The sequence below is a fragment of the Arthrobacter sp. PM3 genome, from assembly GCF_003352915.1.
Taxonomy (GTDB): Bacteria; Actinomycetota; Actinomycetes; order Actinomycetales; family Micrococcaceae; genus Arthrobacter.
In genome coordinates this window covers 955784-981420 of the sequence record NZ_CP022314.1, presented here as the reverse complement: position 1 = coordinate 981420, position 25637 = coordinate 955784, and the positions used below count along the sequence as shown (strand labels likewise).

The following is a 25637-nucleotide window of genomic DNA, read 5'->3' as shown; positions in this document are numbered from 1 at the left end:
GCACGCAGCCGGGTCCTAGCGGCGGCGGCGTTTCGAGGATGTGCCGAAGACTCCGCGGAGCAGTTCCCTGCCCAGCTGGGTCCCGATTGAACGGGCCATGCTGGTGAGGGCGCCGCCGAGCGCTCCGCCCAGCGCGTCGGCCGTGTCTGCGCCGGCACCGCGGGGCGCTTGGGCCCGGCGCGAAGCCCGCGGTTCGGCGGGGAGGCTGTGTGCGTCGGTGTCGCCGGACGGGGGCGTGGCCGCCGGACGGCTGCTGGGCCGGCCCAGGATCTCCTCCTCGATCCAACGGGCCTCGGCGTCGATGGCGCCGGGATCCAGCGCGCCGCCCTGGCTGCCCTGGACTCCGCCGCGTGCGCTGCCCCCGTGCTCCGGGCCGGCGGCCGGTCCGGTGGTGGAGGCGGCACTCTGCGCGGCGATTTTCTCGTAGGCGGAGACGTTGTCGACGGCGGTTCCATACTTGGGCAGGAGGGCGGAGCCGGCCACGGTGCCGGAGATCAGGGCATCGGTGCTGGGGCCCATCACGGATTCCGGGGCCCGGAGCCGGGTCAGCGCCACCGGGGTGGGCGCGCCCTTCTCGTTCAGGACGGTGATGACGGCCTCGCCGATGCCGGCGGTAGTGAGGGTCTCCGCGAGGTCGTAGTCGCTGGTCGGGAAGGTGGAGACCGTGGCTTTGAGGGCCTTGGCGTCCTCCGGGGTGTAGGCGCGCAGGGCGTGCTGGACCCGGTTTGCCAGCTGGCCGAGGACATCGGCAGGAACATCCTTGGGGGTCTGCGTCACGAAGAAAATGCCGACGCCTTTGGACCTGATCAGCCGGACGGTGGTGGTGATGGCGTCAAGGAACGCCTTCGAGGCACCGTTGAACAGCAGGTGCGCCTCATCCAGGAAGAACACGAGCTTGGGTTTGTCGAGGTCCCCGGCCTCGGGCAGGTCCTCGAAGAGGTCGGCCAGGAGCCACATCAGGAACGTCGAGAACAGCATGGGCTTGGTCTGCAGTGTGGGAAGTTCCAGGCAGCTCACCACACCGCGGCCGTCGGGCGCGGTCCGCAGCAGTTCCGCGGTGTCGAACTCCGGTTCGCCGAAGAATTTTTCCATGCCCTGGGCCTCAAGGGTGACCAGTTCACGAAGGATCACCCCGGCCGTTGACTTGGAGAGGCCACCGAGTTCCTCGAGCTCGTCCTTGCCCTCGGCGGAGGTGAGGAACGCGATGACGGCGCGGAGGTCCTTGAGATCGATCAGCTCGAGATTGTTTTTGTCCGCAAAGTGGAAGACCAGCTGCAGGCTGGATTCCTGGGTCTCGTTCAGGTCCATGACCCGGGAAAGCAGGATCGGCCCAAAGGACGTGATGGTGGCGCGGACCGGTATGCCCTGGCCGTCGCCGCCAAGGGCCAGGAATTCCACCGGGAAGGCCTTGCCGGACCACGGCTGGCCGATGCTCTCGGTGCGCGCCAGGAGTTTGTCGCTGCCCGTGGCCGCGGTGGCCAGCCCGGACAGATCCCCCTTGATGTCGGCCAGGAATACCGGGACCCCTGCGGTGGAGAGCTGCTCGGCCATCATGTGCAGCGTGACAGTCTTGCCGGTGCCTGTCGCCCCGGCCACGAGCCCGTGCCGGTTCATCATGGCGAGCGGCAGCCGGACGGGGGCATCCTTGTGGAGTTCGCCGTCCACAATCGCGGCCCCCAGCTCGATGGTCGGGCCCTCCAAGAGGTAGCCCTTTTGGATCGTGGCGACTTTATCTGCAGTGGATTTGATGGCCATGCGGTTAGCTTAGCCGGGTCCGGGGTCGCCGGACCCGGCTAAGGCGGGCCTATTCGGCCAGGGCCTTGAGGACTTCCTTGGCCACGTCCTCGCTGGACTGCGGGTTCTGTCCGGTGATGAGGTTCCCGTCCCGGACCACGTGGGACGTCCAGGCCGCACCGTTTTCCACGATTGCCCCTCTCTCCTTGAGGACGTCCTCGACGAACCACGGCGTGTTGGGTCCGGTGCCGCCGCCCAGCTCCTCTTCGTTGGTGAAGACGGTGAGGCGGCGGCCCGCGAACGTGAATGTGCCGTCCTCGTTGGTGGCGCTCAGGAGCCCGGCCGGGCCGTGGCAGAAGGGCGCAATGATCTTGGCCGCCGTATTGGCGCCGGCGAGGATCCGGCCGAGGTCCGCGTCCCGGTAGAGGTCGGCCATGGGGCCGTGACCCCCCGGCATGACGACGGCGTCGTACCCGGCGGCGTCGACGTCGGCCAGCGCCCGCGGGGTGGAGAGCTCGGCATCGATCGATTCCAGGTACGAGCGGAAGCTGTCCGCGCGGTCCTGGCCGCCGGCGGACTCCGCGGCGAGGCTGACCTCGTCCACGGTGGGCTTGCGGCCGCCGGGGGTGGCGATGTGCACGGTGTGCCCGGCGTGGCGGAGGGTCTGGTGCGAGACGACGAGTTCCTCGGCCCAGTAGCCGGTGGGGTGTTCGCTGCCGTCGCGCATGGTGAGGGAGTCTGCGGCGGAGACGACCATCAGGATGTTAGCCATGGTGTAGTTCCTGTTCTGCCGGCGGGGCCGGCGGGTTCGGCGGGTTGTCACTGCTCATAGGAAGGAGAACATCCTCAGCATGCTGACTATTCCATGGGTTTAGTCCGGCGGGCGCCGGGGCCCGAAAAAGGGCGCCGGACGGGCCCGCGCGGGGAGGAATGCCGGATTACACTACCGATTTGAATTTCTGCCTTAGACTGTGGCATGCCCAACTCGCTCCCGCGCATCATCCTGTCCATCCTGGTGACCTTCGGCCTGGTCCTCCTGGGCTGCGTCCCGGCCTCCGCCGCGACGGCAAAGTCTCCGGGACCGGGCATCGACGTCTCGTGGCCGCAGTGCGGCAAAACCCTGCCGAAGCAGCCGGCCTTCGCCATCGTCGGCGTTAACAACGGCCTGGCCAACAACACGAACCCGTGCCTGGCGAGCCAGTTGGCGTGGGCGAAGACGGCAAAGTCCCCGGCAGCGACGGCGCAGCCGCGGGTGGCGCTGTACGTCAACACGGCCAACCCCGGCCGGCAGGGGTCCTGGTGGCCCAAGTCGAACACCTACAGCGGAGTGAAGGTCTCCAACCCCTACGGCAGCTGCGCCGCGGGCACCTTCAAGGCCTGCTCCTACATGTACGGCTGGGCGAAAGCGTCCGACGACGCCCGGCGTCGCGGCATCAGCAATCCGCAGTCCTACCTCTGGTGGCTGGACGTGGAACTGGAAAACACCTGGCAGGCAGACAAGGCGGCCAACGTCGCCGTCCTGGAGGGCATGACCGCGTACTTCAAGCGTATCGGCGCCCGCGTTGGCCTCTACTCGACCGGTTACCAGTGGGCCAGGATTGCCGGGACCGTGAAGTCCACCAGCCCGCTGGCAGGACTGCCGAGCTGGCTCGCCGGCGCGGGGTCGGCATCCGCGGCCAAGGCGAACTGCTCCCTTCCCGGGCTCACCCCGCGCAGCCGGGTCTCGATGACGCAGTACATCTCCCGCGGCCTCGACTACAACTACTCGTGCGGCTGACGCGCCGACGCGCCCAACCGCTGTGGCGCTGACCCGCTTGCGCTGATCCGTGTGGGCAGAACCGGGGGGCAGAAATATCCCGGGCGCCGCCGTCGTTGACCCCAGTGTGCCCGCGCCGGACAACCGGCGCCGCCCCGGACCGCGGTTCCCTACGAGCGGTCCGTCCACTGCCCCGCAACGAAAGGCCGGCCTGTTCCGTGACTGTTCCGCTCTCCATCCTCGACCTCGCAACCATCGGCCCGGGCCAGACGGCGGCCGAGAGCTTCGCCGGGAGCGTGGCCATGGCCCAGCTCGCCGAGGACCGGGGCTACCGGCGGATCTGGTACGCCGAGCACCACAACATGTCCTCGATCGCGTCCTCCGCCACGAGCGTGCTGATCGCGCACGTCGCGGCCCACACGTCCAGCATCCGGCTCGGCGCCGGCGGCGTGATGCTGCCCAACCACTCCCCATTGACCATCGCCGAACAGTTCGGCACGCTCGAAACCCTGCACCCGGGAAGGATCGACCTCGGGCTGGGCCGGGCGCCCGGCAGCGACCAGAACACCATGCGCGCGCTGCGCCGCGATCCGATGTCCGCCGACAGCTTCCCGCAGGACGTCCTGGAACTGCAGGGGTACCTGACCGGCCCCACCCGCGTGCACGGCGTCGAGGCGACCCCGGGCAAAGGCACCGACGTGCCGCTCTACATCCTGGGGTCCTCCCTGTTCGGCGCCCGGCTGGCCGCCCAGCTGGGCCTGCCCTACGCCTTCGCCTCGCACTTCGCGCCCAACGCCCTGCAGGACGCGGTTGCCGTGTACCGCCGCGAGTTCCGGCCCTCCGCGCAGCTTGACGCCCCGCACGTGATCGCCGGCGTCAACGTCATCGCCGCGAACTCGGCCGCCGAGGCCCAGGCGATGTTCCAGGCCACCAAGCGGGCCAGGGTCTCGCTGTTCTTCGGCAACGGGCGCGTGTTCAGCGACGACGAGGCGGACATGATCCTGGACTCGCCGCAGGGCCAGCACATGGCGCAGATGATGAAGTACTCCGCGGTCGGCACCCCGGACGCCGTCCTGGCGTACCTGGAGGAGTTCACGCAGCACGCCGACGCCGACGAGCTGATCGTGGCGCATCAGAGCACCGGCACCGAAGCCCGGCTGCGTTCGGTGGAACTGCTCGCCGACGCCGCCCGGCTCCTACCCGCCTGACGGGACGCGCCTGGGACAGCGCCGGGTTTACGATCAGCGGCTGGCTAAAGGTCGCGGCGGGCGCCTCCGGACGCGGTGACCGGGAAGATCGCCGGGGCCGTGTACCCGGCCCGGGCGAAGCTGCGGGCAATGCCCCCGGCGACCCTGCCGGCGTCGTCGTTGCGGACCAGTGCGATGGCCGCGCCGCCAAAGCCGCCGCCGGTCATGCGCGCGCCGATGGCGCCCAGCTCCTGTGCGCTGGCCACGGCGAGGTCGAGCTCGGGGGTGGAGATCTCGAAGTCGTCCCGCATGGAGACGTGGGATGCGTTGAGGAACGGTCCGATCGCGGCGGCGCCTGAACCGCGCAGTGCGGCGACAGTGTCCAGTACCCGCTGGTTTTCGGTGATGATGTGCCGGACCCGTCGGTAGGTCTTCTCGTCCAGCAGGTCCGCCGCACGGGGAAGGTCCTCCGGCCCCAGTGCCCGCAGGCTCCCGACGCCCATGGCCCGGGCGCCGTCCTCGCAGGAGCGGCGGCGGCTGGCATAGCCGCCGTCAGCGTGCGAGTGGCTGGTGCGGGTGTCGATCACGAGCAGCCCCGCCCCTGCCGCGGCGAAGCCGAGGGCGACGCTCTCCGTCAACAGGTTCTGGCAGTCCAGCAGGATGCCGTGATCCGGCTCGCCCAGGAGCGAGGCCGACTGGTCCATGATGCCGGTGGGCGCGCCGACCACCTTATTCTCGGCCAGCTGGCCGATCCGGGCGAGTTCCTGCCGGTCCAGGCCAAGCCCCCAGAGGTCATTCAGCGCCACGGCCACCGCGCACTCGACGGCGGCCGAGGAGGACAGCCCCGCGCCGGCCGGGACGTTCGAGGTCAGCGCCAGGTCCATGCCGGTGAGCCGGGCGCCGGAGGAGGCGCCGCCGTCGCCGGCTGCCGCGCGGGACATCGCCCAGGCCACGCCGAGGGGGTACGCGGCCCAGCCCGTAAGGGCGTCCGGGGTGAGGGCATCGAGGTTCGCCTCCACGACGCCGGGAAAGGCGCTGCTGGCGACCCGCAGGAGCCGGTCTTCCCGGGCACGGGCGGCCACGGTGGTGCGCTTGTCGATTGCGAGCGGGAACGCGAAACCTTCGTTGTAGTCCGTGTGCTCGCCGATCAGGTTGACCCGGCCCGGCGCAGACCACAGGCCGTCCGGGGCGCCGCCGAACTGGCTGGAGAAGTACTCACTTCCCCGCTGAAGAGCTTGATTCATGGCCGGGTGTCCTTTTCGATGGCTTCGCGTAGCCGGGCGGCGGCAGTTTCCGGCGGGATGTCCGCGATGAACGCCCCCATCGCGGCCTCCGACCCCGCGAGGTACTTGAGCTTGTCCTCCTCCCGGCGGGGCGAGGTCAGCTGCAGCATGAGCCGGATGTCGTCCCGGTGGGCGTGGACCGGGGCCTGGTGCCAGGCCGAAATGTACGGGGTCGGCGTGTCGTAGAGGGCGTCGACGCCGCGCAGGAGGCGGCCGTACAACGCGGAGAACTCATCGCGTTCCTCGTCCGTGGTGGCGGCGAGGTCCGGGACGTGCCGGTGCGGGAGCATGTGCACCTCCACCGGCCAGCGCGCGGCAAACGGGACGAACGCGGTCCAGTGGTCGCCCTGGAGCAGCACCCGCTCGGACTTCTGCTCGAAGGCCAGGACGTCCTCGAACAGCGGCCCGCCGTAGGTCTCGATCGTGCGGACCAGCTGGGCCGTGCGGGGCGTGATGTAGGGGTAGGCGTAGATCTGCCCGTGCGGATGGTGCAGGGTCACCCCGATCGCCTCGCCGCGGTTCTCGAACGGAAAGACCTGTTCGACGCCGGGCAGCGCCGACAGCGCGGCCGTCCGGTCCGCCCAGGCCTCCACCACGGTGCGCATCCGGGACAGCGGCAGGTCCGCGAGGGAACCGGTGTGTTCGGGGGAGAAGCACACCACTTCGCACCGGCCCACGGACTGCCGGCTGCGGCCCAGCCCCACCCGGGCGAGGTCCGCCAGGCCCTCCGGGGCGGCGGCGCCCCCGAGGTCGGGGCCGAAGGACGGGGACTTGTTTTCGAAGACGGCGACGTCATACAGGCTCGGGATCTCCGAGGGGTTCCCGGGGGAGGCCGGGGCCAACGGGTCCAAGTGCGAGGGCGGCAGCACCACGCGGTTCTGCCGTGCGGCCGCGATCGAAATCCACTCGCCGGTCAGGATGTCCTGGCGCATGGTGGCCGTCGGCGGCCGGACCGTCGGCTCGCGGAGGTCGTTGCCGCGCTCCGGCGGCAGCACGGTGTCGGAGTCATCGAAGTAGATGATGTCCCGGCCGTCGGAGAGCTTGTAGGAGCGTTTCGTGATGGTGCCCATGCTAGGAGTTCCTTACGGCGTGGCCGCCGGTTGCGGCTGGAGTGTCAGCGGTGGCGCGGCGGACGGCCAGGAGCAGGCCGTGTTCCGGGTTGAGGACGGGCATCGGGAGGCCGGACTCCGCCAGGAAGCGGCCGGTCGCGTCGACGCCGCCGGCGAGCCATGCCGGGTGTTCCGTCTGCAGGAAGGCCCGGCGGTCTTCGGCCGCCGGGTACAGCGCCTCCACCCGGTATGCGGCGTCCGGCAGCAGGCCCGGCAGGCAGATCCGGCCGGGGAATTCGGCGTACGACGTCGCCACGGACACCAGCGCGAAGAGGGCTTCGGCGCCGTCGTGGGATACGACACCGTGCAGCCGGAGCGACGGATCGGGCTCGTCGGCGCGCACCATGCGTCCACTGTGCAGGAGCGGGCGGTACTCCTTGAACAGCGCGATCACCGCGGCAAGTTCGGTGCGCTCGGAACCGGCGAGGTGCCGGACATCCCATTCGAGGCCGAAGTGGCCGAACATCGCGGTGACGGCCCGGAAGGAAAGATCGTGCGTGCGCGCCGTGGTGTGGCTTGTGGTGGGCCCGACATGCGATCCGACGAGTTCCGGCGGCACCACCAGGCCGGTCCACCGCTGGATGGTCTGCCGTTCCAGGGCGTCGTTGCAGTCCGAGGCCCAGATCCGGTCGGTGCGTTCCAGGATGCCGAGGTCCACGCGGCCGCCGCCGGAGGAGCAGCTTTCGATCTCGACGCCGGGATGGGCTTTGCGGAGTTCGTCGAGCAGCCGGTACACGGCCAGGGTCTGGTCGTGTACCGAGGGTCGGCCGGCGTGGCCCATCTCGGTCAGGTCCCGGTTCTGGTCCCACTTGAGGTAGCTGATCCGGTACTCACGCAGCAGGGCGTCCAGCCGGCCGAAGACGTACTGCCAGGCGTCGGGGTTGACGAGGTCGAGGACCTGCTGGTGCCGCCAGCGTTCGGGCAGCCGGCCGTTGCTGCCGGGAAGGCCGGGCGTGGCGTGCGTGGCCGGACCGGCGATCCAGTCCGGGTGGGCGCGGGCCAGGTCCGAGTCTTCGCTGATCATCTCCGGCTCAACCCAGAGCCCGAATTCCATGCCGTGGCCGGTGACCGCGTCGACCAGCGGGGCCAGGCCGCCGGGCCAGCGCTCCTCGTCGACGTACCAGTCGCCCAGTCCCGCGGTGTCGTTGCGCCGGCCGCGGAACCAGCCGTCGTCGAGCACGTAGCGTTCCACGCCCAGGCCGGCGGCGGACTCGGCCAGTTCCAGCAGCACGGGCAGGCGGTGGTCGAAATACACCGCTTCCCAGACGTTGAGCGTCACGGGCCGGGCTTTGCCGGACCGGCTGCCGGGGTGGTGGGGCCGGCCGCGGAACCAGGCGTAGAAGGCGTCGCTGATGCCGTCCAGCCCGGCGGCGGAGTACGCGGCGAACAGCCACGGAGTCTCGTACCCGGTGTCCGGGGCGAGGACGATCTCGCCGGCACCGAGCAGTTCCGAGGCGCCGATGACAGTCCGGCCGTCCGCCACGGCGTCAACGAAGCTCTCGTGGTTGCCGCTCCAGCCCAGATGCACGGCCCAGACCTGGCCGTGGCGGTTGCCGAACCCGGCGGTCCCGGCGGCCAGAAGGAGCGGGGCGTCGTGGCCGGTGCGGCCGTGCCGGCCGGACCGGACCCAGGTGCCCTGGTGCAGCGGCAGTCGCTGCGGGTGGGACTCCCGGCACCAGCGGCCGGTCAGGTCCAGGACTTCGGTGGCCGCGCGGCCCACGGGCAGCACCGCGGCCAGTTCGTCGAGGCTGTAGGGATCCGCACCGTCGTTGTGGAGCCGGTGCCGGAGCTGGAGGAGGCCGCCGTCGTTGATCCTGACCTCGGTACGGACGGTGACGCCCGCCTCCGCGTCGGCCTGGGTGATGACGGCCGAGCCCGCCTCCGCCTGTTCCACCCCGACAACGCGCAGGCGGGCCGAGAACGCCTGGCCGTTCCGGTGCCCGCGGAGGCCGGGCCGCCCCCGCCACCCGGAGGAGGCCTGCGGGATCAGTCCCAGGGTGACCGGGATGTCGAGGGCCGAGTGCGGCACCGCGTCGCCCAGCAGCGACAGGTCCGGCAGGGCGGGGCCGAGGTCGGCGCCGAAGTGCAGCATCGCGGGCTCGCCCGTGCTGAAGTCGATGAGCAAGGATGTGCCGGAGCGGCGCAGGTGCAGCGGCTCGGCAGGCGGGACGCCCACGGATCTGACACCCGGGGGACGGGTCTCGGGGACAAGGGTGAGGTCCGGGTTGTTCACGGTAGCTCCAGGCGTAGTGATGAGTGGTGGGCGGGGCCGTTGAGGTCAGCCCGTGGCGGCGCCGGCGTCAGAAGCCGTGCGCGCCAGGCGGAGCCGCCCGACGCGCTCGCCGAGGATGCGCCGGGCTTCCCCGCCCAGGAGGTCGTCGCTGATGAGTTCGTCAGCGTCCTCGAGGTCGGCGATGGTGCTGATGCCCAGGGTGCCCCACTTGGTGTGGTCGGCCAGGACCACCACCCGGCGGGCCGCGGCCACGAAGGCCCGGTCGGTTTCCGCTTCCAGGACGTTGGGCGTGGTGAACCCGGCGTCGGCGTCCGCGCCGTGGACGCCGAGGAACAGCACGTCCAGGTGCAGTTGCCGGAGGGCGGACGTGGCAAGCGGGCCGACGAGGGCATCGGAGGGGGTGCGTTCGCCGCCGGTCAGGATCACGGTGGATGGCGAGGAGCTCTGGTGGAAGACGTCCGCGATCCGCACGGAGTTGGTGACCACCGTGATCCGCGGCCCGGCGGACAGCAGCTGCGCCAGCGCCCACGTGGTGGTGCCGGCGCTGAGCCCCACCGCCATGCCCTCGCGGACCTGGGCGGCGGCCTCCTGCGCGATCGCCATCTTCTCGTCCTTGAGCTGGGTCACCTTCAGCTCGAAGCCCGGCTCGTGGGTGCTGGCGCCGCCGGGCAGCTTGGCCCCGCCATGGATCTTCTCCACGCTGCCGGCCGCGTCCAGGGCATCGATGTCCCGCCGCACGGTCATGAGCGAGACCCCGAGCATCTTGGCGAGGTCCGCGACGCGGACGATCCGTTCACGCTGGACCTCGGCGAGGATGGCGGAATGGCGGGCAGCGGCTAGCATCTGGAGTCCTTACAGGCGTGGGTGGGTTGACTGGTCTGATTGGCTGGCGGACGAGCCGACCAGTTCGGCGGCCCGGGTCCGGATGACGGCGACGCCTCCGGCAGCGAGGCCCAGGCCGCCGTCGAGCTCGGCGCCGGTGAGGACGTCGACGCCGTCCAGCGGCAGCCTGACGTCGTCCGCCCCGTGGTTGATGCAAAACGTCCAGTCGGTCCCGTCCTTGCTGCGCCGGGCAACTTCCACCCCGGCCGGCAGGTCCGGAAGGAGCGGCTGCACCCCGGCATCGGCGCAGACGACGCTGAGAAGCTCGGCCATGCCCTCCGGAGCGAGCGTGGTGGCGACATAGTAGGACCGGCCGCTTCCGGCGCGGTTGCGGGTCACGGCCGGAGAACCGGCGGCCGGGCCGCCGGCCACCTCCGCGAGGACCTCGGCAGTGGTGGCCTGTCCCAGTTCGTTCCAGCACGTGCCTGCGCCGAAGCCGCTGAGCGGGACGCTCTCGCCGGCACGCAAGGGGAAGAACTCCTCCATCCGCACGCCCAGCAGTCCGCTGAATGCGCCGGGGTAGCCGCCAAGCCTGATGTGGTCATTTTCGTCCACGATACCGGAGAAATACGTCACGACGAGGTGGCCGCCAGCGCGGACGTAGGCGTCCAGGTTCGCCGCCCCGGCATCGCCGACGAGGTACTGCATCGGCGCGACGACGAGCCGGTAGCCGGAGAGGTCGTCCGTGCTCTGGCGGAAGTCCGTGGGAATCCCGGCCCGGTAGAAGGCGTCATGCCAGCGCCGGGTTTCCGCGATGTTCGAGGCATCCACGCTCGGGTGCGAGTCCAGTTCCGAGGCCCAGCGGGCATCGGTGTCGTGGAGGATGGCGACGTCCACCCGGCCGGAGGCCCCCGTGACCACCGAGCCGCTGATTTCCGCCAGGCTGCGCAGCGCCTGGCCCAGCTGGACCACCTCGCGCCACACCTTGGTGTCAGTGCCGGCATGCGGCAGCAGCCCGGAGTGGAACTTCTCGGCACCGGCCCGCGAGGCCCGCCACTGGAAGAACAGGGCGCCGTCGGCGCCGCGGGCCACGTGCTGCAGGGAATTGCGCAGCATCTCGCCCGGCGCCTTGGCGATGTTGCGCGGCTGCCAGTTGACGGCCGACGTCGAATGCTCCATCAGCAGCCAGGGCTTGCCGTTGGCCCAGCCGCGGGTGAGGTCGGCGGTGGCCGCCAGCTCCTGGAAGTTCCGTGCGTCCTCGGCAATGAGGTAGTGGTCGTTGGAGACCACGTCCATCTCCTGGGACCAGCGCCAGTAGTCCACCGGCTGGTGCAGGCCCATGTTGAAGCCCATGAAGTTGGTGGTCACGGGATGGTCGGAGTGGGAACGGATGATCGCGGCCTCGGCCTTGTAGCATTCGAGCAGCTCGTCGGAGGAATAGCGGGCGAAGTCCAGCTGCTGGGTCGGGTTGACCCAGGTCCCGGAGGTCCGCGGCGGCAGGATCTCGGCCCAGTCCGTGTAGCGCTGGGACCAGAAGGCGGTGCCCCACGCGGCATTGAGCGCGTCGAGGCTGCCGTACCGGCGTTCGAGCCAGACGCGGAAGCCGGCGGCGGCGCCGTCGGAGAAGTCCGGCTGGTTGTGGCAGCCGTACTCGTTGTGGACGTGCCACATCACGACGGCGGGGTGGTCCTTGTACCGGACGGCGATCTGTTCCGTCAGCGCCGCGGCAGCCCGGCGGTATTCTGGGCTGGACGCGGCGAAAGCCTGCCGCGAACCGTAACTGTGCCGCACGCCGTCGGCCGTTACCGGCAGTGACTGGGGATACTTGTGGCTGAACCACGGCGGCGGGGAGGCTGTTGCGTTGGCCAGGTCCACCCGGATGCCGTTGGCATGCAGCAGGTCCAGGACACGGTCCAGCCAGCCGAATTCGTAGACGCCCTCGGACGGTTCCAGCAGCGACCAGCTGAAGATGCCCACGCTGACCAGGTTGACGCCGGCCTCGCGCATCAGCCGGACGTCCTCGTCCCAGGTCTCCTCGGGCCACTGCTCCGGGTTGTAGTCGCCGCCGAAGGCAAGCATCGGGGAACCCTCGGCGCCCAGGCGGGCGGTGATGTAGTCCATGGCTGAGGGGGTGCTCTGGTTGTTGTTGTCCACGTTTATCCTTTGCTGGAGCCGAGGGTCAGGCCCGCCACGAAATGGCGCTGCAGGAGCAGGTAGATGACCAGGGCCGGAATTGCCGTGATCATGGCGCCGGCGGCGATCAGGTTGTAGTTGGCGAGGAACTGGCCCTGGAGGTTGTTGATGGCGGTGGTCACCGGGAGGCGGTCGCCGCTCTGGATGAACAGCAGGGGCCAGAAGAAGTCGTTGTAAATGAAGATGACTTCGAGGGTGGCCATGGCGGCCAGGGCCGGGCGGCACAGGGGGAGGATGATGTCCCAGTACTGGCGCCAGACGCCGGCGCCGTCCACGAGGGCCGCCTCGGTCAGCTCGGGGGAGAGGGCCTTCATGTAGTTGGAGAGCACGAACGTCACGAAGCCGATCTGGAAGGCGGTGTCCACGGCGATCACGCTGATGTAGGTGTTGAGCAGGTTCCCGGAGTCGCTGAGCGCGTACGGCAGTTCGAAGTGCTTGAACATTTCAAAGAGCGGGGCTGCGAGCACCTGCGGGGGCAGCAGGTTGCCGGCGGTGAACATGATCAGCAGCGTGATGTTGAACTTCCAGTTCACCCGGCTGACGGCGAACGCCATCATGGAGGCGAAGAACAGGATCAGGAGCACGGACGGGACCGTGATGAGCACGGAGTTCCAGAACAGCTGGGCGAAGCCGCCCTGGGTCCAGGCCTGGGTGAAGTTGTCGAAGTTGAAGGCGCCGCCGGTGCTGAAGTAGCCGTATTTGTCTGTGTCCGCCTTGGGCCGCAGGGCCGTGAAAATGGCCCAGCCCAGGGGCACCAGCCAGATCGCGGCCATGACGATCAGGAAGGCGTGGGTGCCGTAGTGCCGCTTGCCCTGCTTGTTGCTGGCCGGCCGGACGGGCCGGGGGCCGGTGCTGCCGGCCCCGGAACTGGGCTGTCCGGCGTCGGCCGGGGTGCCTGCCGCGGCGGCATCGGTGGGATGGGCGATGCTCATGCCTCTTTGTCCTTTCCGAACGCGCGGGACAGGTAGAAGGTGATGGGGATCAGCGAGATGACCAGCAGGATGACGGCCAGTGCCGAGCCGATGCCGATCACCTGTCCCTCGCCCACCAGGTTCTGGATGACCAGGGCGCTGATGAGTTCCAGGCCGTTGGTGCCGCGGTTGATGACGTAGACGATGTCGAATGCGCGGAGCGATTCGATGACGGTGATGACGATGACGATGACGTTGACCGGCCGCATGGCCGGGAGGATGACCCGGAAGAAGGTCTGGACCTCGTTGGCGCCGTCAATCTGGGCCGCCTCGCGCAGGGTGGGGTCCACGCCCTTGAGCCCGGCCAAGTACAGGATCATGACGTAGCCGGCGTGCCGCCAGGTTGCGGCGAACAGGGCCGCCCAGATGTTGACGCTGGAATCTCCGAACCAGTCGACGGCCTGCGGCGTGCCGGCGGTGCCGAGGAGGAAGTTCAGGAGGCCGCTGTCCCGGTTGTAGAACAGCTGCCAGATGATGCCGATCAAGGCCAGCGACAGCATCACCGGGGCAAAGAAGATGCTCTGGTAGATCCTGGTGCCGCGGATGTTCTTGTCCAGGAGCACTGCCAGCAGCAGCCCCAGCGGAGTAGCGACCAGCGCCAGGAACGCCAGCCACAGCACGTTGTGCTGCATGGCGGGCCAGAACGGCGGGTAGTCCTGGGCGATGAACTGATAGTTCTCGACGCCGGCGGGTTTGATGTCGGTCAGCTCCAGCCCGTTCCAGCGGGTGAAGGACAGTCCGACCGACATGAGGGTGGGGATCCAGACCAGGACGAGCTGGATCAGCGTGGGGATGCCCACCATCAGGCCGAGCACCAGTTTGTCGCTGCGGGACAGCCGCCGAACCCGCCGCGCGGGGGCGGCAGCTGTTTGGCGCCCCCGCGCCGACGGATTGGTAGAGACACTCATGGAGATTCCTTGCTGTGGGAAATGCTGCGGGTATTGCTGCGGGATGGGCGGGCCGCTACTGGGCGGCGTACAGGGACTTGGCCTGGGCTTCCAGGTTTTTCACATCGACCGTGCCGTCTTTGATGAAAGTCTGCAGGGCGGGGATCATGACATTGTTCGCCATGGCGGGCAGGGCATCGCGGTCAAAGAACTGGCTGATGTTCTTGGCGCTGCCGATGGCTTCAGCGAGTTTCTTGTTGAGCGGGGTGAACTTCGAGGTGTCGGCGCCCTTGGCCGTGGCGATGTTGGAGGAGTCCACCGAGGCGTACACATCCTGGCCCTCCGGGGTGCCGACGTAGGCCACGAAGTCCCTGGCGGCCTGGTTCTGGCCGCCCTTCTTGGACAGCAGGAGGCCGTCGATGGGCGCCTCGATGGAGTCCCGGCCCTCCACCGCGATTTCGGGGAACGGGAAGAAATCGATGTCGTCGGCGATGGCCTTGTCCGTGTACTGCTGGGTGAGGAAGGATCCGAGCAGGTACATGCCGGACTTCTTGTCGGCCAGGTTCTTTGCCGCGTCCTGCCAGGTCATGCCGAGGGCGTTCGGGTTCTGGAACGGCAGCAGCGCCTTCCAGGTGTCAAAGACATCGCTGACCTTCTTCTGGTCCCAGCTTTCCTTGTGGGCGGTGAGGTCCATGTGGAACTGGTAGCCGTTCAGGCGCATGTTCAGGTAGTCGAAGGTGCCCATGGCGGGCCAGCCGTCCTTGTCCGCGAACTCAATCGGGATCAGGCCGTCGGCCTTCATCTTGGTGGCGAGGGTCTTCAGCTCATCGAAGGTGGTGGGGACCTGGTAGCCCTTTTCCGCCCACAGGCTCTTCCGGTAGAAGAAGCCCCAGGGGTAGTTGTAGTTCGGGACCAGGTACATTTTGCCGTCGGCGCCCGTCGAGGCCTTCTTCAGGGCGTCCGAGAAGTTTCCGCCGATCTTTTCCCAGACGTCATCGATCGGGGCGAGCAGTCCCTTGCCGGCGTAGTACTGCATGCGGTAGCCAGCGAACCAGGTGAACGAATCGTCCGGGCTGCCCTGGAGGTAGGTGTTGATCTTATTCTGGAAGTCGTTGTGCGCCACCACATTGGTGGTGACCTTGATGCCGGACTTCTTCTCAAAAGCGTCCGTTACGGCCTTATAGGCGGCCTTGGGGACCTCGTCCGAGGAACCGGAGCCGAAGGTGGCCGTGTTGGCGCCGCTGCTGGCGGGTGCGCTGCCGCCCGTGCACGCCGTGAGCCAGGGTATTCCAGCCATGGCGACCGCTCCGGCGCCGAAGGTCTTCAGCAGAGTCCGTCGGTCCCACCCGCCTTGGCGCGAACCCGGCAGCGGTGCGTCTTCGTGCATGGTCATAATTTCTCCTTTGAAATAACGCGGACGACGTGAAGCAGCTCACATAACAAGCAATCATAATCGCACAATAAAGAACGTCAAGTGGCAAAAGAGAACATTTTGGGTCATGCGGCGGCGCGCACGGGACGCGGGCACGCACACGGCTGCGGACCGTGCGCGCCGGGACGGACTGTGGGGGGATAGCTACGCTGAGCGGCGGCTGTTGTTCAGGATCAGCGGCAGCAGGGCGGTCGGGGAAGCGGCGACTGCGGCGGCCTGAGATGCTTCCCCGGCATCGCCGTACCCCCAGAGCGCGAATATGGTGGGGATGCCGTGTTCGGCTGCTCCCTCCACATCGAAGCTTCTGTCTCCGACCATCGCGGGACTGGTGATGTCCACGCCGCGGGACTGGAGGCGCAGCAGCAGTTCGGCGATGACATCTGACTTGCTCGCTCTTCCCTCACTGTCCGATGCCCCGCACACGTTGACGAAGTGGCCTTCAATTCCAAACCGTCGTGCGAGCCTGATTGCCTGGTCTTCCACCTTGGACGTGGCTACCCCCAGAGGGATGCCGGCCGAACGGAGGTGTTGCAAGAGGTGCAGGATGCCGTCATATGGGATGGACAGCTCAGCGCCATGATCCGCGTAGGCTTTGCGGTAATGTTGGAGGGCCCTTTGGGCGGTCTTTTCGTCCAGCTGTGACACTGTTCTGAAAGACTGGATCATCGGCGGCCCCACGAAACGGCGCAGTTTGTCCATCGCGGGAACCGGCGCTCCTACGGTTTCCAGGGCATGGGCTGCACTTGCCGTAACGCCGGGTGCTGAATCCAGCAGCGTTCCGTCCATGTCGAACAGGACGCAGGTGATACCGGTGGCAGGGGGCCAGGTCTGGTGCGGAAGTGTCATCTTTTTGGAGGGCTTTCGGTCTTGAGTTCGTTCGGTTCCGGTTGTCCCCGGGGATATTGCGGTGAAGGGTAGGCGTCGATCGGGTGAATCTTGATCAGATAGACCAGAGGATTCTTGCGGAGCTCACGAAAAACGCCCGCATGAGCCATGCGGAGCTGGCGACGAAGGTCCTCCTTTCAAGAAATGCCGTGCGCCAGCGGATAGAACGGATGGAACGGCAGGGTTATATCCAGGGGTACACGATTGTTTCCGGACCGCCGGGCCAGGGCCTGGTATCGGCATTCCTGATGGTCTACCGGAAGGACCGGGTGCGGGGATCGGATGTCATCGCCGTCCTGCAGTCGATCCCGGAAGTGGTTCTATGTGATGTTGTCAGCGGTGATTTCGACCTGCTGGTGAGGGTGGAGGCCCGGTCGCTGGAACGGGTGCAGGAGATTTGGGAACAGATCGCCGCCATTCCCGGCGTAGCGGACACCGTGACGGCCATGACGCTTTCCAGTTTCATCAAGCGGGGCGCCGGAGGCGCCCGGGTCAGTGAGTGAGTGGGTCAGGCTCCGGACACCCCTGCCGTGCCGGCGGGTGCAACGGCGGATTCGAGCAGTGACCGGGCCTCGTCCCGGTCCAAAAGCTTCCTGCCGGTAACGACGTCGAGAATGGTCGATCCGTCCTGAAGGGCTTCCCGTGCCACCGCTGACGCGGCGCCATACCCGATAGCGGGTATCAGCGCCGTGGCAAGGCCCACCGAGGCTGCCGTTTGGCGGGCGAGATGGCCGGTGTTCGCTTCAATGCCTTCCAGGCAGTACTGGCGAAGGATGCGGGCCCCGTGTTCGAGCCACGAAATGCTCTGGAGAAGGACATGGGCGATGACAGGTTCGAAAGCATTGAGCTGGAGCTGGCCGTTGTCCGCGGCCATCGTCACCGTGGTGTCAGCTCCGGCGACAGCGAAGGCAATCTGATTCACCGCCTCCGGGATCACAGGGTTGACCTTTCCCGGCATGATTGACGAGCCTGCCTGGCGCGGGGGCAGGACAATCTCCCCGAATCCGTTCTGCGGACCGCTCGAGAGCAGCCGGAGGTCGCTGCTGAATTTGGAGAGCTTTATGGCCGTGCGCTTCAGCATGGCCGAGATGTGCATGAAAACGCCCACGTCGGACGTTGCTTCGATGAGATCCGGGGCGGGCAGGAGCGCGACGCCGGAAATCTCCGAAAGCGCTCGAATCACGAGTTGCTGATAGCCGGCTTCGGCGGTGATACCGGTCCCGATGGCGGTAGCGCCCAGGCTGCACTCGCGCATCAGCATGGTGGATTCCATGAGCCGGGCACGGTCTTCTTCCAGAGTCGCGGCGAAGGCATTGAACTCCTGCCCAAGTGTCATCGGGACTGCATCCTGGAGCTGTGTCCGTCCCATTTTCACAATCCCGGCGAATTCGGCGCCCTTGGTGCGGGCTGATGCGGCGAGGTTGCCCAGTTCACGGTGGAGTTCTTCGGTTGCGAAAATCAGGGCCAGCTTGATCGCTGTCGGATAGGTGTCATTGGTGGACTGGCACCGGTTGACGTGATCGATGGGGTGCAGGTGCTGGTATTCCCCGCGGCGGTGGCCCAGTTTTTCCAGTGCCAGGTTCGCGATCACTTCGTTGGCGTTCATGTTCGTGCTCGTGCCGGCGCCGCCCTGGATGACGTCGACGCAGAACTGGTCATGGTGCTGTCCATTCTGGATGTCCCGGCACGCTTCGCGGATCGCCGTCGCGTCCCGGGGGTCCAGGATGCCCAGTTCGCAGTTGGCCCGCGCAGCGGCATCCTTGATCATCGCCAGGGCGCGCACCAGGTGCGGGTGGCGGGAGACCGGAATGCCGCTGATGGTGAAGTTTTCCAGGGCCCGGGCGGTGTGTGCACCCCAATAGGCTGCGGCCGGCACGGGAATGCAGCCGAGCGAATCCGTCTCGATGCGGGTGGTCATGGTCTTTTTCATCCTTTGTCTGGTTGGGTGGGTGCACATCGGCGCGGTGGGGGCCCTGTTCGGTGCCGGCCCGGATCCGGAGAGGCGCGAGGCCCGCGCCCCTCCGGACCGGTCAGTTCCTAATGCAGACGACCTTGGGCTGGGTCATTTCCTCATAGGCGAAGTGGACGCCCTCCCGGCCCATGCTTCCGTATTTGGCTCCGCCGAACGGCATGCCGTCGAACCGGTAGTCAGAGGAATCGTTGATCATGACGCCCCCTGCTTCGAGCCGGTGCGCTGCGTCCATGGCCTTGGCCAGGGAATCGGTGAAGATGCCGGCATGAAGACTGAACTCGATCTCGTTGGCGACCTCGACGGCCTCGTCAAAGGTGTCGAACTTACGGAGCATGACGACTGGTCCGAAAACCTCCTCCTTCCACAGCCGGCTGTCCGCCGGGACCGCTTCAAGGACGGTGGGGCGGAGCACATTGCCGTCCGTGACATTGCCTGCGAGGACCAGGGCGCCGGCATCCACGGCCGTGTCCAGCTTGGACTGGAGCTCCTGCAACGCAGCGGGGCTGATCATGGGCCCGACGTCTGTCCGCTCATCGGACGGATCTCCTGCGACCAGCCGTGCCGTTGCCGCAAGAAAGCGACGGCGGAACTCGCTGTACACCGGCGCGGCCACGAGGACCCGCTGTACGCCCACACAATTCTGGCCGGCGGCCCAAAACGCTCCGGAGACGCAGGAATCCACTGCGTTGCCGATGTCGGCGTCCTCCAGGACAATGACGGGCGCGTTTCCGCCAAGATCCATGGACAGTTTTTTCAGGCCTGCGGTGCGGGCGATACTCTCACCCGTGGAGAACCCCCCGGTAAAGGACACCATGCGCACGTCCCGGGATCTGATGATCGTTTCGGCCACTTCCCGGTCACCATGGACAATCGTGAGGGCTTCCGGCGGGAGCCCGGCGCCCAGGAGGGCGTCCGTGAGCAGCTGGGCTGACAAGGGAGTCAACGCGGAGGGTTTGAGGATCACGGCGTTTCCTCCGGCGATTGCCGGCCCGATCTTGTGCGCCACCAGGTTGAGGGGGTCGTTGAAAGGAGTGATCGCGGCAATGATGCCCAAGGGCTCGCGCGAGTACCAGCCGGTGCGGTCCTCCGAGCCCTCGTACGAGTCAAAGGCAATGACGTCGCCGGCGTTCCGGCGGGCTTCGGCGGCGGAGAGGCGCAGCGTGTTGACCGCGCGCAGGACCTCCTTACGTGCCTGGCGGATCGTTTTCCCTGATTCGGACACGATGGTCTGCGCGAATTCCTCGTTGCGCTGCTCGATCGCCGCGGCGGCACCATCCAGGATCTTTCCGCGGGCGTTGCGGGACAGCGCCCGTGCCTTGCGGGCACCGATGCGGGCCGTTTCGATCACGGCCGCGCCGCCCGCGGCATCGGTCAGCGCAACCGCGCCGACCACTCTGCCGTCGAACGGGCTCGTCACGTCGCGGAACTGCGGCAGCCCGGTTTCTGTCGAACACAGCGTGGTTTCAGACATTTGCAGCTGCTCCCGTCCTGGCTGCGTGCATGGCGATGATGTCAGAGAGCAGCGCGTAGGCGGTCTCCACGCGGCCTGCTCCCGGTCCCGAAACCGTCACTGCCCCCAGGAGGTCGGTCTCGAAGGACACGGCGTTGGCCGCGCCGGAAACCCCGGCCAGCCCGTGGTCGAGGGGAAGCGCCATGGGGGAGACACCTGCCGTCACGGAGCCGTCCGGGTTCCGCCGTGCCGCGCCGACGAGCTTCCAGCGGCGTCCCTCGAGGGCTGCCTTCCGGATATTTTCCGGCGTCACGCTCGAAATCCCTTGGCGCTGAACATCCTTGAGTTCCATGCCTGCGTTGAGCAGTTCGTTGGCGAGGATGAGAACCTTGAGCTGAACGTCGTACCCCTCGATATCTGCTGCGGGGTTGGCCTCGGCGTAACCGAGTTCCTGTGCCTCACTGACTGCTGCTGCGAAGTCCAGTCCGGCTTCCATCCGCCCGAGCACATAGTTGCTGGTGCCGTTGAGGATGCCTTCGAAACCATTCAGCTTCAGCCCTGCGAACATCTTCTTGGCCAGGCGGATGACGGGAGTGCCGCTCATGACGGCACCCTCGAATTCGAAATACACGCCGTTCCGTTCGGCCAGGGCGGTCAGCTCCGTACCGCGAAGGGCAACCGGGCCCTTGTTCGTCGTGCAGACGCTCTTGCCGGATTCGAGGGCCCACCGCACGTGCGAAACCGCCGGCTCGCCGTCGTCGGGATTCGTGAAAGTGGCCTCGCAGATGATGTCGGCGGTGCAGTTGCGGATGACTGACTCATTGTTGGTGTCCGCGGAGCCGCCGTGCGCGGCGAACGTTTCGCTGCCGCCGCCGAGTTTGAGGGCGACGGAGAGGTCGATGCCTTCGGGCTGGACCAGTGAGCCGAGTCGGAGGTCGGTGATGGCCACGACCCGCAGGCCGAAGCCCAGCTCGGAACGAAGCGTCTCGCCGCGGGCTGCAATGAGTTCGGCCAGTGTCCGGTTGACGCCGCCGAAGCCGATCAGCGCAATGTCGTAGGTGGTCATGGTGCTCCTTCAGTGGGTTACGTCTGTCCTCCAATGCTCGCCGCATTCCATGTCCGTCGGTGCATGTGATTGTGACCTTAAAACAGGGCGAAGTGACCATCTGACTGCCGATTCGCCATCGGCACTTCGAAGTAACTTACGTGCAACATAGGCATGATGAAATGTTTTTAATGACCAAAATCTCTGTTTTGTGTTACTTTCATCACTATCGCCACCGCACCGCTGGTGGCGGCCCGTCCCGGACGCGGGGCGATGTGCGCGCCTTTCGCATCAGACCTGTCCACTCACCTGGGAGAAACCATGGAACCCTCAGCACCTGTTCAGCTTGAACCACAGCCCACGATGCCGCCGTCGACCGATTCCGGACTCCGGCGGTCCATGGGGGCGCGACACCTGATCATGATCGCCATGGGCGGGGTGATCGGGTCCGGGCTGTTCCTTAGCTCCGGTTACACCATTTCCCAGGCCGGCCCGCTCGGGGCGGTCATCGCCTATCTCATCGGTGCCTTTGTTGTGTACCTGGTGATGGCCTGCCTCGGCGAACTTGCCATCGCCTATCCGGTCTCCGGCGCGTTCCATATCTACGCTGCGAGGTCGATCGGCCCGGCCACCGGCTTTGTCACGGCCTGGCTCTACTGGCTCTGCTGGGCCGTGGCCATCGGATCGGAGTTCACGGCCTCGGGTCTGCTGATGCAGCGCTGGTTCCCCGGTGTCGACGTCTGGGTCTGGTGCGTCATCTTCGCCTCGGTGCTCTTCGGCTTCAACGCAGTTTCCTCGAAGTTCTTCGGTGAATCCGAGTTCTGGTTTGCCATCGTCAAGGTCGGCGCAATCGTGGTCCTCATCGTTTTCGGCGGCGCTGCGCTGTTCGGCTTCCACCCACTCAGTGCCGGTGCCAACCACCCCAGCCTGTTTGAGAACTTCAACACCTCCGGCGGCCTTTTCCCCAACGGCCTCACCGGCGTCCTCATCACAGCACTTGCGGTGTTCTACGCCTTCTCCGGCTCCGAACTCATTGGCGTGGCAGCAGGCGAGACTGCCGACCCCGCCACCAGCATCCCCAAGGCCATGCGCAGCACAGTCATCCGCCTGCTGATCTTCTTCGTCGGCGCCATCGCCGTCATCGCTGCCACCATCCCGTTCGAGCAGGTCGGGCTGGATGAAAGTCCGTTCGTGACGGTCTTCTCGTCCATCGGCATTCCGTTTGCCGCCGACATCATGAACTTCGTCATCATCACCGCGCTGCTCTCCGCCGGAAACAGCGGACTCTTCTCCTGCGCCCGGATGCTCTACTCCCTTGCTGACGAAGGGCACGCCCCCCTGGTGCTGAAGAAGCTGACCCGCCGCGGGATCCCCATGATCGCCCTCTCCGTCAGCATGCTCGGCGGCCTGGCGTCGCTCATCAGCAGTGTCGTTGCACCCGAAACCGTCTACCTGGCTCTCGTGTCGGTGGCGGGGTTTGCCGTCGTCGGGGTCTGGATGTCCATCACTGCCTCGCACTTCTTCCACCGGCGGTCCTTCGTCAGGAACGGCGGCGATGTCTCTGCCCTTCCCTACAAGGCGCCGCTGTTCCCGCTGGTGCCGATCCTGGCCTTCTCGCTGTGTCTCATTTCGCTCATCGGTATTGCCTTTGACCCGAACCAGGTGGCGGCCCTCTATTTCGGCGTCGCTTTTGTTGGCGCCTGCTACGCCTTCTTCCATTTCAAGTACGGTCGCCCGGCGCGGGCGAACCAGGCGTCCTGACGCCGTCATCAGCCATCGTCTACTCAGCTTCGCGGCGGGGCATCCTTCCCCGCCGCGAAGCTGTCCTATGGAGAGGCCATGAACTCACCAGACTTGATGCAACAACTGCGCAGTGCGGGCCGGAACGCCGGGAACTGGCTGGAGATTGACGCTGCCGCTTTCGAGTCAAACGTCCGGAATTTCCTGTCCATGCTCGATCACCGGGCGCTGCTGTGTGCAGTGATCAAATCCCATGCCTACGGCCATGGGGCGGATCTTCTGCTGCCGTCCCTCGTTCGCCTGGGCGTTCCGTTCATCGGGGTAGGCAGTAACGAGGAGGCGGCTATCGCACGCCGCTGCGGTCATACGGGCCGGATCCTGCGTGTGCGGGCGGCCGCGCCGCAGGAAGTCGCGGCCGGCATGTGCTATGACATCGAAGAACTTGTAGCCGACCCGCAGAGCGCATGGCAGATGCACAGGATCGCTGCCGGCGCGGGGAAGACGGTGCGCATCCACCTCGACATCAACTCCTCCGGCATCAGCAGGCACAGCCTCGACGTCTCCTCCGCGCCGGGGCGGGCAACGGCGGCGGCGATTGTGAACCACCCGGGGCTTCAGCTGGCCGGCATCATGACGCACTTTCCCACGGACGACACCAGCCATATCGAAGCGGCTCTTTCACGTTTTCAGAGCCAGGCGCTGAGGTTGCTTCAGCTGACCGGAACTCCCCGGCAGGAGGTGCTGCTGCACTGCGCCAATTCCTATGCCGCGCTGCATGTGGGCCACTCGTGGCTGGACATGGTCCGGGCCGGGGCAGCGCTTTACGGCGATTCGGGGCTGACCACGCCGCAGTTCCAGCGGTGCCTGGCTTTCAAGGCCCGGATCGCTTCCATCAATCGCTATGCCGCCGGGACGAAGGTCGGCTACGGGCTGACCCACACTCTCGGCCGCGAATCCCGACTGGCGTCCGTGACAGCAGGCTACGGCGACGGCTACCGGCGGGCACTGGCCAAGCAGGGAAGCGTGCTTGTCCGCGGACAACGCGCGCCCATAGTCGACGTCGTGTCCATGAATTCGATGGTTGTCGACGTCACCGACCTGCCGGACGTTGCGCCGGGAGACGAAGTCGTGCTGTTCGGGCGGCAAGGGGACGCCGAAATCGCTCCCGCGGAGCTGGAGGCAGCTAATTCAGCGATACTCGCGGACCTCTACACTGTGTGGGCGCAAGGAAACCGCATCCGGGTCAACGACGAGCACATGTGAGAATGGGCGTAGGTATCGGGTGGAAGGAGCGTGCAGCGTGGATGCATCCGCGGAAGCGTCATCCGTGGCCCAGGGGCTTCGCATAGTTCGGCTGGTCGCGGACCGGGAGAAGAGGGGCAGGCGGCTTCTCGGGGTTTCCCAGCTGGCATCCGAGCTGGACATGGAACAGAGCCGTGTCTCCCGGCTGACGCAGGAGTTGTGCGAGCTGGGACTGCTGGAACGGGTCGAACGTGGCCCGTTCCGAACCGGCCCGCGTTTTTTCGGCCTGGCCGCGGCGCTGAATGCCGGATGGGTCCGTGAATCGAGAACTGAACTTGAGGCTCTGGTGGCTTCTTTCGGACTGAGAGCCAGGGTTTGTGCCCGCGAGGGCTTCCGCGTCATTCTCCTGCGCGCCTCCAGCAACGACGCGGTCCCCGGAAGCTTCGTCAAACCCGGCATGGTGACGCCCGTGTGGTGCACCGGGGCCGGCCGGGCCCTGCTGTGGGACGAACCGGAGCCGGCCCTCCAAACCCTCCTCGGCGACGTGAACTTCATCGGCGTCGGCGGTCCGGGGGCGGCCCATTCGACCCAGGAGGTTGCCGACCTGATGGAGCGCGACAGGGTGCGGGGCTACATTGTCGCGGAAGAGGAATTCGAGCACGGAGTCTACGAACTGGCAGTTCCGGTACGCGGCGCCGCCGGCTCCATCCTTGCCTCGCTCAGCGTCCTGGGCGGCCGGGCCGAGATCATCTCCAGGGCCGATGACATTGCGGCGGCTCTTACGTCAGCAGCGGCGCGGCTGGGATCGGTGGACGGCCGCACGCGGACCGACGCCGGCCGGAAGGACCTTGCCAGCTAATGCATCGTTCCGGGTGTCACACCTGACCCGCCGTCGGGTTCTTCTGCACGGCATGCCCGAGCCTGGACTCAAGCCACTCCCCCCAGGAAACCAAGGCCGTGGCGCAGAGTTCGTGCCGCGGCTCCAGGCGTGTCTTGGTGCCCACCACCTGCAAGGCTGCCACCACGTCGCCCTTGAAGTCCCGAATCGGAACGGCCAGGGAATACAGCCCCGGTTCGGCTTCCTCATCGACAACGGAGTATCCCCGGGCCCGCGCCCCGTGCAGTCGTGACAGGAAGTCCTCGACGTCAAGCGGTGTATTAGGGCCGTGCCGGACGAACGGGACGCCGGAGAAGATGTTCCGGACCTCAGCGTCGGACGCCTCCCACAGCAACGCCTGGCCGGCGTCACTGCAGAAAGCCGGGTAGGGCCGGCCCAGCCAGGAGCCGACCATGTTGCTGCTTGCCGGAACGCGCTCGCCGATGGTGACCGTACTGTCACCCCGCAGAACGCCAAGGAAGCATCCTTCGTCGGTCTCTCCGGCCAGGCGTTCCAGGGCAGTCGCGCCGTCCGTCTGGAGACGCTGTTCTGTCAACAGCTGGGCATCGGTCAGGAGCGACCAGTCCAGGGTGTACGACCTCTGCCCGCCGCGTGCCAGGAATCCCTCTTGCTCGGCGGTCCGGAGGCTGCGCGACACCTGGCTGCGGTCCCGGCCAAGATCAGCAGCTATGTCAGCAACTGTTCCGCCAGGCAGCCCTCCGGTACTGCGGGCGCCGACTGCCAGGACCGCCATGATTCCCCGGCCCATGCTGGACGTCTTAGACATGAAACCGATTCTAGCCACTGGACCGGGGCGTC

The 25637-nt window shown here is 67.1% G+C and carries 21 protein-coding genes; 6 read left to right on the top strand and 15 right to left on the bottom strand.

Annotation, left to right across the window (positions count from 1 at the left end; genetic code table 11):
* Positions 1 to 15 precede the first annotated feature (15 nt).
* Together CFN17_RS04585 and CFN17_RS04580 are read right to left on the bottom strand one after the other, a co-directional pair.
* Positions 16 to 1755: a helicase HerA-like domain-containing protein gene (locus tag CFN17_RS04585; RefSeq protein WP_208750181.1), complete on the bottom strand. Its 1740-nt coding sequence runs from the start codon at positions 1753 to 1755 to the stop codon at positions 16 to 18.
* A 49-nt stretch (positions 1756 to 1804) separates the two neighbouring features.
* The gene (locus CFN17_RS04580) at positions 1805 to 2506 is read right to left on the bottom strand and encodes a type 1 glutamine amidotransferase domain-containing protein (protein WP_208750180.1); all 702 of its coding nucleotides are present in this window, start codon (positions 2504 to 2506) and stop codon (positions 1805 to 1807) included.
* Positions 2507 to 2710: 204 nt separating this feature from the next.
* Between CFN17_RS04580 and CFN17_RS04575 the strand changes: the two genes are divergently transcribed.
* The gene (locus tag CFN17_RS04575) at positions 2711 to 3511 is read left to right on the top strand and encodes a hypothetical protein (protein ID WP_208750179.1); all 801 of its coding nucleotides are present in this window, start codon (positions 2711 to 2713) and stop codon (positions 3509 to 3511) included.
* Positions 3512 to 3708: 197 nt separating this feature from the next.
* Entirely contained in the window at positions 3709 to 4698 is a 990-nt protein-coding gene (locus CFN17_RS04570) for an LLM class flavin-dependent oxidoreductase (protein ID WP_208750178.1), read from the top strand.
* A 44-nt stretch (positions 4699 to 4742) separates the two neighbouring features.
* Here the strand turns inward: CFN17_RS04570 and galK are convergent, their stop codons facing one another.
* The 9 genes from galK to CFN17_RS04525 form a co-directional block, all read right to left on the bottom strand.
* The gene (galK, locus tag CFN17_RS04565) at positions 4743 to 5921 is read right to left on the bottom strand and encodes a galactokinase (RefSeq protein WP_208750177.1); all 1179 of its coding nucleotides are present in this window, start codon (positions 5919 to 5921) and stop codon (positions 4743 to 4745) included.
* The gene (gene galT / locus CFN17_RS04560) at positions 5918 to 7030 is read right to left on the bottom strand and encodes a galactose-1-phosphate uridylyltransferase (protein ID WP_208750176.1); all 1113 of its coding nucleotides are present in this window, start codon (positions 7028 to 7030) and stop codon (positions 5918 to 5920) included. The genes galK and galT overlap by 4 nt, the downstream gene beginning before the upstream one ends.
* 1 nt (position 7031) lies before the next feature.
* Positions 7032 to 9245 (bottom strand): alpha-galactosidase, encoded by a 2214-nt coding sequence (locus tag CFN17_RS04555; protein ID WP_261792436.1) that lies wholly within the window; start codon positions 9243 to 9245, stop codon positions 7032 to 7034.
* Positions 9246 to 9347: 102 nt separating this feature from the next.
* Positions 9348 to 10145: a DeoR/GlpR family DNA-binding transcription regulator gene (locus CFN17_RS04550; RefSeq protein ID WP_208750174.1), complete on the bottom strand. Its 798-nt coding sequence runs from the start codon at positions 10143 to 10145 to the stop codon at positions 9348 to 9350.
* Positions 10146 to 10154: 9 nt separating this feature from the next.
* Complete coding sequence (locus CFN17_RS04545) at positions 10155 to 12245, bottom strand: beta-galactosidase (protein WP_208751337.1); 2091 nt, start codon at positions 12243 to 12245, stop codon at positions 10155 to 10157.
* A gap of 35 nt (positions 12246 to 12280) precedes the next feature.
* Positions 12281 to 13249, bottom strand: a complete 969-nt coding sequence (locus CFN17_RS04540; RefSeq protein ID WP_208750173.1) for a carbohydrate ABC transporter permease — start codon at positions 13247 to 13249, stop codon at positions 12281 to 12283.
* Positions 13246 to 14196 carry a carbohydrate ABC transporter permease gene (locus CFN17_RS04535; RefSeq protein WP_208750172.1) on the bottom strand — a complete coding sequence of 317 codons (951 nt, stop codon included), beginning with the start codon at positions 14194 to 14196 and terminating at the stop codon, positions 13246 to 13248. Before CFN17_RS04535 ends, CFN17_RS04540 begins: the two co-directional genes overlap by 4 nt.
* 55 nt (positions 14197 to 14251) lie before the next feature.
* On the bottom strand, positions 14252 to 15568 hold the full coding sequence (locus tag CFN17_RS04530) for an ABC transporter substrate-binding protein (protein WP_208750171.1): 1317 nt from the start codon (positions 15566 to 15568) through the stop codon (positions 14252 to 14254).
* A 183-nt stretch (positions 15569 to 15751) separates the two neighbouring features.
* On the bottom strand, positions 15752 to 16453 hold the full coding sequence (locus CFN17_RS04525) for an HAD hydrolase-like protein (protein ID WP_208750170.1): 702 nt from the start codon (positions 16451 to 16453) through the stop codon (positions 15752 to 15754).
* A gap of 83 nt (positions 16454 to 16536) precedes the next feature.
* Between CFN17_RS04525 and CFN17_RS04520 the strand changes: the two genes are divergently transcribed.
* Positions 16537 to 16995 carry an Lrp/AsnC family transcriptional regulator gene (locus tag CFN17_RS04520; protein ID WP_208750169.1) on the top strand — a complete coding sequence of 153 codons (459 nt, stop codon included), beginning with the start codon at positions 16537 to 16539 and terminating at the stop codon, positions 16993 to 16995.
* Between the two features lie 5 nt (positions 16996 to 17000).
* Here CFN17_RS04520 and CFN17_RS04515 read toward each other — a convergent pair whose 3' ends face one another.
* The 3 genes from CFN17_RS04515 to CFN17_RS04505 form a co-directional block, all read right to left on the bottom strand.
* Positions 17001 to 18410 (bottom strand): aspartate ammonia-lyase, encoded by a 1410-nt coding sequence (locus CFN17_RS04515; protein WP_208750168.1) that lies wholly within the window; start codon positions 18408 to 18410, stop codon positions 17001 to 17003.
* A 112-nt stretch (positions 18411 to 18522) separates the two neighbouring features.
* Positions 18523 to 19935 carry an aldehyde dehydrogenase family protein gene (locus tag CFN17_RS04510; RefSeq protein ID WP_208750167.1) on the bottom strand — a complete coding sequence of 471 codons (1413 nt, stop codon included), beginning with the start codon at positions 19933 to 19935 and terminating at the stop codon, positions 18523 to 18525.
* The gene (locus CFN17_RS04505; RefSeq protein WP_208750166.1) at positions 19928 to 20980 is read right to left on the bottom strand and encodes a homoserine dehydrogenase; all 1053 of its coding nucleotides are present in this window, start codon (positions 20978 to 20980) and stop codon (positions 19928 to 19930) included. Before CFN17_RS04505 ends, CFN17_RS04510 begins: the two co-directional genes overlap by 8 nt.
* Positions 20981 to 21280: 300 nt before the next feature.
* Here CFN17_RS04505 and CFN17_RS04500 point away from each other — a divergent pair, with 300 nt between their 5' ends.
* The 3 genes from CFN17_RS04500 to CFN17_RS04490 all read left to right on the top strand — a co-directional run bounded on the left by CFN17_RS04500 (position 21281) and on the right by CFN17_RS04490 (position 24800).
* The gene (locus tag CFN17_RS04500) at positions 21281 to 22720 is read left to right on the top strand and encodes an amino acid permease (protein ID WP_208750165.1); all 1440 of its coding nucleotides are present in this window, start codon (positions 21281 to 21283) and stop codon (positions 22718 to 22720) included.
* A 78-nt stretch (positions 22721 to 22798) separates the two neighbouring features.
* Entirely contained in the window at positions 22799 to 23962 is a 1164-nt protein-coding gene (gene alr, locus CFN17_RS04495; protein WP_208750164.1) for an alanine racemase, read from the top strand.
* 37 nt (positions 23963 to 23999) lie between these two features.
* Entirely contained in the window at positions 24000 to 24800 is an 801-nt protein-coding gene (locus CFN17_RS04490) for an IclR family transcriptional regulator (protein ID WP_208750163.1), read from the top strand.
* 16 nt (positions 24801 to 24816) lie between these two features.
* On the opposite strand, the gene CFN17_RS04485 is transcribed toward CFN17_RS04490, so the two are convergent.
* Positions 24817 to 25605 (bottom strand): IclR family transcriptional regulator, encoded by a 789-nt coding sequence (locus CFN17_RS04485; protein ID WP_208750162.1) that lies wholly within the window; start codon positions 25603 to 25605, stop codon positions 24817 to 24819.
* Positions 25606 to 25637: the final 32 nt, after the last annotated feature.

Coding starts and splice junctions, on each gene's coding strand:
- CFN17_RS04530 (WP_208750171.1), bottom strand. CDS start 15,568: ATGACCATGCACGAAGACGCACCGCTGCCGGGTTCGCGCCAAGGCGGG.
- CFN17_RS04485 (WP_208750162.1), bottom strand. CDS start 25,605: ATGTCTAAGACGTCCAGCATGGGCCGGGGAATCATGGCGGTCCTGGCA.
- CFN17_RS04545 (WP_208751337.1), bottom strand. CDS start 12,245: ATGGACTACATCACCGCCCGCCTGGGCGCCGAGGGTTCCCCGATGCTT.
- CFN17_RS04575 (WP_208750179.1), top strand. CDS start 2,711: ATGCCCAACTCGCTCCCGCGCATCATCCTGTCCATCCTGGTGACCTTC.
- CFN17_RS04525 (WP_208750170.1), bottom strand. CDS start 16,453: ATGACACTTCCGCACCAGACCTGGCCCCCTGCCACCGGTATCACCTGC.
- CFN17_RS04515 (WP_208750168.1), bottom strand. CDS start 18,410: ATGACCACCCGCATCGAGACGGATTCGCTCGGCTGCATTCCCGTGCCG.
- CFN17_RS04510 (WP_208750167.1), bottom strand. CDS start 19,935: ATGTCTGAAACCACGCTGTGTTCGACAGAAACCGGGCTGCCGCAGTTC.
- galT (WP_208750176.1), bottom strand. CDS start 7,030: ATGGGCACCATCACGAAACGCTCCTACAAGCTCTCCGACGGCCGGGAC.
- CFN17_RS04535 (WP_208750172.1), bottom strand. CDS start 14,196: ATGAGTGTCTCTACCAATCCGTCGGCGCGGGGGCGCCAAACAGCTGCC.
- CFN17_RS04585 (WP_208750181.1), bottom strand. CDS start 1,755: ATGGCCATCAAATCCACTGCAGATAAAGTCGCCACGATCCAAAAGGGC.
- galK (WP_208750177.1), bottom strand. CDS start 5,921: ATGAATCAAGCTCTTCAGCGGGGAAGTGAGTACTTCTCCAGCCAGTTC.
- alr (WP_208750164.1), top strand. CDS start 22,799: ATGAACTCACCAGACTTGATGCAACAACTGCGCAGTGCGGGCCGGAAC.
- CFN17_RS04505 (WP_208750166.1), bottom strand. CDS start 20,980: ATGACCACCTACGACATTGCGCTGATCGGCTTCGGCGGCGTCAACCGG.
- CFN17_RS04540 (WP_208750173.1), bottom strand. CDS start 13,249: ATGAGCATCGCCCATCCCACCGATGCCGCCGCGGCAGGCACCCCGGCC.
- CFN17_RS04580 (WP_208750180.1), bottom strand. CDS start 2,506: ATGGCTAACATCCTGATGGTCGTCTCCGCCGCAGACTCCCTCACCATG.
- CFN17_RS04550 (WP_208750174.1), bottom strand. CDS start 10,145: ATGCTAGCCGCTGCCCGCCATTCCGCCATCCTCGCCGAGGTCCAGCGT.
- CFN17_RS04500 (WP_208750165.1), top strand. CDS start 21,281: ATGGAACCCTCAGCACCTGTTCAGCTTGAACCACAGCCCACGATGCCG.